Origin of the sequence: Pseudomonas sp. (genome assembly GCF_050739775.1) — a bacterium.
Lineage (GTDB): Bacteria > Pseudomonadota > Gammaproteobacteria > Pseudomonadales > Pseudomonadaceae > Aquipseudomonas.
Genome location: NZ_JBOICA010000035.1, coordinates 41538 through 48969 on the forward strand (window position 1 = coordinate 41538; position 7432 = coordinate 48969).

The 7432-nt window shown below is 61.0% G+C and carries 3 protein-coding genes; 1 reads left to right on the top strand and 2 read right to left on the bottom strand.

The genetic code is table 11. The annotated features are described in order from the left end of the window. Positions 1–64: 64 nt before the first annotated feature. The gene (gene glyA, locus ACRESH_RS18430) at positions 65–1318 is read right to left on the bottom strand and encodes a serine hydroxymethyltransferase (protein ID WP_431743320.1); all 1254 of its coding nucleotides are present in this window, start codon (positions 1316–1318) and stop codon (positions 65–67) included. Positions 1319–1514: 196 nt separating this feature from the next. Beyond that, positions 1515–5342, bottom strand: a complete 3828-nt coding sequence (locus ACRESH_RS18435; protein ID WP_431743321.1) for a sensor domain-containing protein — start codon at positions 5340–5342, stop codon at positions 1515–1517. A gap of 267 nt (positions 5343–5609) precedes the next feature. Here ACRESH_RS18435 and ettA point away from each other — a divergent pair, with 267 nt between their 5' ends. Then, positions 5610–7274 (top strand): energy-dependent translational throttle protein EttA, encoded by a 1665-nt coding sequence (ettA, locus tag ACRESH_RS18440; RefSeq protein ID WP_431743322.1) that lies wholly within the window; start codon positions 5610–5612, stop codon positions 7272–7274. Positions 7275–7432 lie beyond the last annotated feature (158 nt).

Here is a 7432-nt window from a genome sequence, read left to right on the forward strand (position 1 = left end):
CGGGACAACAGATGCAAAAAAGCCCGGCTCAGGAGCCGGGCTTTTTCACATCAAGCGACTGCGATTACTTGCCGTACACCGGCAGCTTGGCGCAGATGGCCTTGACCTTCTCGCGAACGGCGTCAATCACCGCTTCGTTGTTCAGGTCAGCCAGGATGTCGCAGATCCAGCCAGCCAGTTCTTTACACTCAGCCTCTTTGAAGCCACGAGTGGTCACAGCCGGGGTGCCGAAGCGCAGGCCGGAGGTGACGAACGGGGAGCGTGGGTCGTTCGGTACCGAGTTCTTGTTGACGGTGATGAAGGCGCGGCCCAAGGCAGCGTCAGCATCTTTACCGGAGATCTCTTGCTTGATCAGCGACAGCAGGAACAGGTGGTTCTCGGTACCACCGGAAACCACGTCGAAGCCGCGCTCGATGAACACGCCGGCCATGGCCTGGGCGTTTTTCACCACCTGCTGCTGGTAGGCCTTGAACTCAGGCTGCAGGGCTTCCTTGAAGCAGATCGCCTTGGCCGCGATAACGTGCTCCAGCGGGCCGCCTTGGGCGCCCGGGAATACTGCGGAGTTCAGCTTCTTCTCGATGTCGGCGTTGGCACGGGCCAGGATCAGGCCGCCACGTGGACCGCGCAGGGTCTTGTGGGTAGTGGTGGTGACCACGTCGGCGAACGGCACCGGGTTCGGGTACACGCCTGCAGCGACCAGGCCGGCAACGTGGGCCATGTCGACGAACAGGTAGGCACCGACCTTGTCGGCGATTTCACGGAAGCGCGGGAAGTCCAGAATCTGCGAGTAGGCGGAGAAACCGGCAACGATCATTTTCGGCTTGTGCTCGACGGCCAGGCGCTCGACTTCGTCGTAGTCGATCAGGCCATTGGCGTCGATGCCGTACTGGACAGCGTTGTACAGTTTGCCCGAGGAGCTGACATTGGCGCCGTGGGTCAGGTGACCACCGTGGGCCAGGCTCATGCCCAGGATGGTGTCACCGGCCGACAGCAGGGCCAGGTAAACGGCGCTGTTGGCTTGCGAGCCGGCGTGCGGCTGGACGTTGGCGTAATCGGCGCCGAACAGTTCCTTGGCACGGTCGATGGCCAGTTGCTCGACCACGTCAACGTATTCGCAGCCACCGTAGTAGCGCTTGCCTGGGTAACCTTCGGCGTATTTGTTGGTCAGAACCGAACCCTGGGCTTCCATGACTGCCGGGCTGGTGTAGTTTTCCGAAGCAATCAGCTCGATGTGCTCTTCCTGGCGCTGAGCTTCTTGCTCCATGGCGGCAAAGAGATCGGCGTCGTACTTGGCAATGGTCAAATCACGGCTGAACATGGCGGTCCTCAAGGATCGTGCTGAAATAGGCGGGCATTCTACCTCATCAGCTTTTGTCTGGCATATGAAAGGGCATCATGTCGCAGACAAATGGAACTCATGAGCGACAAGCTGCAAGCTTCAAGCGGCAAACTAAAGGCCAAGCGCGCAGCGCTTCTATCTTGCCGCTTGTAGCTTAAGGCTTGCAGCTTCCGGCCTACTCAAACATGAACAGCGTTTCGTTGCTGAACTGCGCTTCGAACTGGTTGGCCGGCATCGGCCGCCCGAACAGGTAGCCCTGCACTTCGTCACAGCCGTGCTCGCGCAGGAACTCCAGTTGCTCGTGGGTTTCCACGCCTTCGGCAATCACTGCCAGGTTCAGACTGTGGGCCATGGCGATGATCGCCCGGGCGATCTGCGCGTCCTGTTCGCCTGCGGGCAGGCCGTCGACGAAGGTACGGTCGATCTTGAGTACGTCGATGGGGAACTGCTTGAGGTAGTTGAGCGACGAGTAGCCGGTGCCGAAGTCGTCGACCGCGATACTCAGGCCAAGCTGCTTCAGGCTGTCGAGGATCACCATGGCCTCGTCAACCTCACGCATCAGGATACTTTCGGTCAGCTCCAGTTCCAGGCACGCCGGTGGCAGGCCGGTGTCCTTGAGGATGGTAGCGATCCGCGTGCCCAACTGGCCGTCGGAGAATTGCCGCGCCGAGATGTTCACCGAGACCTTGGGCACCCGTACCTTGGCCTGATGCCAGGTCTTGAGCTGGCGACAGGCTTCCTTGAGCACCCAGTCGCCAACGTCTACCACCAGCCCCAGTTCTTCGATCACCGGGATGAAATCACCCGGCGGCACCAGCCCGCGACGCGGATGGCGCCAGCGCAGCAGGGCTTCGGCGCCGGTCAGGCGCTTGCCGTCGCCGCTGAACTGCGGCTGGTAATAAAGAATGAACTCGTTCTGCTCTAGGGCATGGCGCAGGTCGCTTTCCAGTTCCAGGCGTTCCAGGGCGCTGGCGTTCATGTCGGCCTGGTAGAACTGGAAGTTGTTCTTGCCGCGCTCCTTGGCGTGGTACATGGCCGTGTCAGCGTTCTTCATCAGTTGGCTGAGCTCGCTACCGTCTTGCGGGCTCAGGGCAATGCCAATACTGGCTGTCACGAAGAACTCGCGGTTTTCCAGGACGAACGGTCGCACCAAGCTGCCGAGAATTTGCTCGGCGACGTGGATGGCGCGGTTCAGGGCCATTTCCCGCGTCGCCCGCGGTTGCAGCAACAGGGTGAACTCGTCACCGCCCATGCGCGCCACGGTGTCGTCATCGTCAACACAGTCAAGCAGGCGCTCAGCCATGTCCTTGAGCATACGGTCGCCGGCGGCATGGCCGAGGGAGTCGTTGATCGGCTTGAAACGGTCCAGATCGAGAAACATCAGTACCACCCAGGCCTTGTGCCGTTCGGCCTGTTGCAGTGCGGTATGCAGGCGGTCCTGGAACAGGGTGCGGTTGGGCAGGTGGGTCAGGGCGTCGTAGTAGGCCAGGCGGTGGATCCGTTGTTCACTGGCCTTACGCTCGCTGATGTCGGTGAAGAAGCACACGTAGCTGGCCAGGTCGCCTTCGTCGTCGAGGACCGCAGTGATGCCGACCCAGGCCGGGTAATGCTCGCCATTACGGCGCTTGAGCCAGACTTCACCTTCCCAGGTGCCGCGCTGGTTGAGCTGCTTGAGCACATAGCGCAGGTGGGCTTCCTGGTGTTCGTCGACGGTGAGCATGCTCGGCAACTGATCGAGCACATCGGCCACGGCATGGCCGCTGACCCGGCTGAAGGCCTCATTGGCCTGGACGATATAGCCGGCCGGGTCAGTGATCAGAATTGCCGATGTCGAGTGCTCGAAAACCGTGGCGGCCATGCGCAGGTCTTTCTCGGCGCGGCGTTGTTGGCTGATGTCGCGGCCGACACCGAGGATGCCTTCGAAGCGTTCCTGATCATCCCAGACCAATACCAGGCGCAACTCGATAGGAATCTTGCGGCCATCGGCGCGCAGGCAGTCGAACAGGAACAACTGGTTCGGCAGTTGAGTACGCAGTTGCTCCAATTGCTCAGGATCGCCCAAGGCTCGATTGACCCGTTCGACCAGACTGTAAATGCCAGTCAACTGCGCCGGGTTGGCGATGGTCGAATGCCAGCCGTTGTCGAAGATCCAGTCGACCTCATAACCCAGCACCGATTGCACCGATGGGCTGACATAGTTGAGTTGCAGTTGGTTGTCGGTGGAGAAGATCACGTCGCTGATGCTTTCGGCGAGCATGCGGTAGCGCTGTTCGCTGTCGCGCAGGGATTCGCTGGCCTCGATCTGATCGGTGACGTCCTTGCCCACGCCGATAATGCGGGTGACAACGCCGCTGCCATCGCGGGTCAGGGCCTGCTCGCGGATATCGAAACGCCGCCAACGTTGATCGTAGTGACGGAAACGCAGTTGGCAATGCAACTGCTCGACACCACCTGAATCGAGCAGCTGCTTGCGTATCTGCTGATACAGCTGTGCATCGTCCGGGTGCAGGAGGATCTCCCAGAAGCGTTCGCCCATCCGTGCCAGTTGCGTACGATCGTAACCCAGGGTCTGGCCCAGGTTGCGGTTGCTGAAGATCATTTGCTGGCTGTGTACATCCTGCACGTACAACTGGTCGGGCACGGTACGCACAACGTCCGACCAGAAACTTTCGCGCTCGAGTAATGACAGCTCGACCTGCTTGCGGCTGGTGATGTCGCTGATGCTGAGGATCACTGCCTGGTAGTCGCGACGCTGCTCGGGGAATTTCACCATCAGCCACAGGTGCAGGTCCTGGCCGCCAGCGATTGGCAGGTGTACTTCCAGCTCCAGCTGTTGCTGGTTGTCCAGCACCGCTTCGAGCAACTGCACGCCAATGCCTTCGATACCGGCACCGGTACCTTCGACAAGGCATTGCCAAGCCTCGTTACAGCAGTTGACGCCCAGCAGTTGCAGGGCTACCTGGTTGACCTCGGTGACCTTCAGTTCCTGCAGCAAGGCGCGGCGCAACGACAGATCGAAGGCCAGGCGCTGTTGCAGGACCTGGCGGTTGCGCAGGCGGTGACGCTCCAACTGCGCAGGCAAGCTGGAGAGGTCCAGGACGCACAGGGCAACGCCAGTGCCTTCGAAAATATCGTGATAGCGCCGACGGCTTTCCTGCAGCATGCGATGGCGGCGACGCATGTTGATCAAGGCGAGCAAGGGCAGCAGGGCGCAAAACAAGCCGAGCACGCACTTGCCGACCAGGGCCGGCAGTAGTTGTTCGCGGGCCAGTCCCGCATCGAACAGGCCGCGTAGCTGCCAGGTACTGTTGTCGAGGAAGGCCAGCATCACGCTTTGCAGCGGTTCGTCACTGCCCGGAGCGGGTTGGTGGCGATTGATGACTTCACCGCTACGGCTGTTTTCCAGGAGCCACAGCGGGCGGTTGGGACGGTCCAGGTGCGAGGTCAGTTCGCTGTAGTACGCCGGTCCCAGGCGCAGCAGCCAGTAGCCCGGCGTATCGCCGGGCTGACGCAGCAACAGGTAGATCTGTCGATTGTCTGCCGAGTTGCTGTAGTAATAGTCGCGGCCCTGATTCAGCCGCAGGAGCTCTTCCAGGGTAGATCGATCAGGGCTATCGCCAAGGCTGTCGACGCCTACGGCGCCACTTGCATCGATCCAGGCCAGGCTTTGCAAGGCAGGCATCTGAGCCTGTAACCGGGCGAGCACGCCCGGCACTTGCGCGGGACTTGGCGACGAACGGTAAGGCTGGACAATATTGTGTGCCACTTGTGCCTTGAGCGACATGTTCAGGGCCATGTGGTCGGCCAGCTCGGCGCTGGCATTGAGGCTGTGCTGGTACTGGTCGGCCTGGGTGTGGCGGTACTGGTCGACCAGTTGCCAGAGCAGCAAGCCGAGCAGTAGCAGCACCAGCAGGGCGAGCGCGCTTTTCAGGGAGCCACGCAATGCCGAACCGGGTGCGCTGGACGGCGTGCGCAGGGATGGCGGCTGAGTGAGATTGGTCAAGCGATGATCCTGCGGTATGGCTGGATGGCAGCTTTAGAGCTGCTGGCTGGCAAGCGCCGCGGTCCTGGCGGCGGCTCTGGTCACGCACTATAAGCCCGACGCCCGAAGGGCGGCTAGCATGCCCGCAAACGTGGCAAAGTGCCAGCCCTATTCGTCGGCGGTTTGCCCAACAAGGCGCATTGCGGTAGCTTTGGCCCTTTCCTGGGGGCAACGGCTCCCTTTATCTGTTTCGCGCTCATTTTTTCGTCTCTGACGCTAGGTTTTTCCATGGCTCAATACGTCTACACCATGCATCGGCTGGGCAAAGTTGTCCCGCCGAAGCGGGAAATCTTGAAGAACATCTCCCTGTCGTTTTTCCCCGGCGCCAAGATCGGCGTGCTCGGCCTGAACGGCTCGGGTAAATCCACCCTGCTCAAGATCATGGCTGGCGTCGACAAAGAGTTCGACGGCGAAGCCCGTCCGATGCCGGAGCTGAACATCGGTTACCTGCCACAGGAACCGCAGCTGGACCCAACCAAGACCGTGCGTGAAGTGGTCGAGGAAGCGGTCAGCGTGATCAAGGACGCCCAGGCGCGTCTGGACGAAGTCTACGCGGCCTACGCCGAACCGGATGCCGATTTCGACAAGTTGGCCGCCGAACAGGCCAAGCTCGAAGCCATCCTGCAGGCCAGTGACGGTCACAACCTGGAGCGTCAACTGGAAGTAGCGGCCGATGCCCTGCGCTTGCCGGCCTGGGAGGCCAAGGTCGAACACCTGTCCGGTGGTGAAAAGCGCCGTGTGGCGCTGTGCCGTCTGCTGCTGTCGGCCCCCGACATGCTGCTGCTCGACGAACCAACCAACCACCTGGACGCCGACTCCGTCGCCTGGCTGGAGCACTTTCTCCACGACTTCCCGGGCACTGTGGTAGCGATCACCCACGACCGTTACTTCCTCGACAACGTCGCGGGCTGGATCCTCGAACTCGACCGCGGCGCCGGTATCCCGTACGAAGGCAACTACTCGGGCTGGCTGGAAGCCAAGTCCGATCGTCTGGCCCAGGAATCCAAGCAGCAGTCGGCCCACGAAAAGGCCATGAAGGAAGAACTGGAGTGGGTGCGCCAAGGCGCCAAGGCCCGTCAGTCCAAGTCCAAGGCGCGTCTGCAACGCTTCGAGGAAATGCAGTCGCAGGAATTCCAGAAGCGCAGCGAAACCAACGAGATCTACATCCCGGCCGGTCCTCGCCTGGGTGACAAGGTCATCGAATTCAAGAACGTCACTAAAGGCTATGGCGATCGCGTACTGATCGACAACCTGTCGTTCAGCATGCCCAAAGGCGCCATCGTCGGCGTAATCGGCGGTAACGGTGCCGGTAAGTCGACCCTGTTCCGCATGCTCATGGGCAAGGAGCAACCGGACTCGGGCAGCATCGAGATCGGTGAAACCGTGCAACTGGCCTGTGTTGACCAGAGCCGCGAAGACCTGGACGGCAGCAAGACCGTGTTCCAGCAGATCTCCGACGGTTCCGACCAGCTGCGTATTGGCACTTACGAGATTCCGTCGCGCACCTACGTCGGCCGCTTCAACTTCAAGGGTGGCGACCAGCAGAAGTTCGTCAAGGACCTTTCCGGTGGTGAACGTGGCCGTCTGCACCTGGCCCTGACCCTCAAGGAAGGCGGCAACGTCCTGCTGCTCGACGAACCGTCCAACGACCTCGACGTAGAAACCCTGCGTTCGCTGGAGGAAGCCCTGCTGGATTTCCCGGGCGCCGCCATTGTGATCTCTCACGATCGCTGGTTCCTGGACCGTGTGGCTACCCACATCCTGGCTTACGAAGATGATTCGCAAGCGGTGTTCTTCGAGGGCAACTACACCGAGTACGAAGCCGATCGCAAGAAACGTCTCGGCGAAGCTGCCGCCCAGCCGCACCGGGTACGGCACAAAAAACTGGCATAACGCTTCGGGGTTTGCACTGAAACGGGGCCTGCGCAGACTGTGTGAAAACACGCTGACAGGCCTTAAGCCAAACGCCCCGACTTGTTCGGGGCGTTTGTTTTTGTGCTGTAAAAGGCCTTTCAGCCCATCAGTTGCATCATTTTTCGGGCACCCAGGAC

Bases quoted from the DNA above. Each gene is read 5' to 3' on its own strand.
- glyA (WP_431743320.1), bottom strand. From the start codon at position 1,318: ATGTTCAGCCGTGATTTGACCATTGCCAAGTACGACGCCGATCTCTTT.
- ettA (WP_431743322.1), top strand. From the start codon at position 5,610: ATGGCTCAATACGTCTACACCATGCATCGGCTGGGCAAAGTTGTCCCG.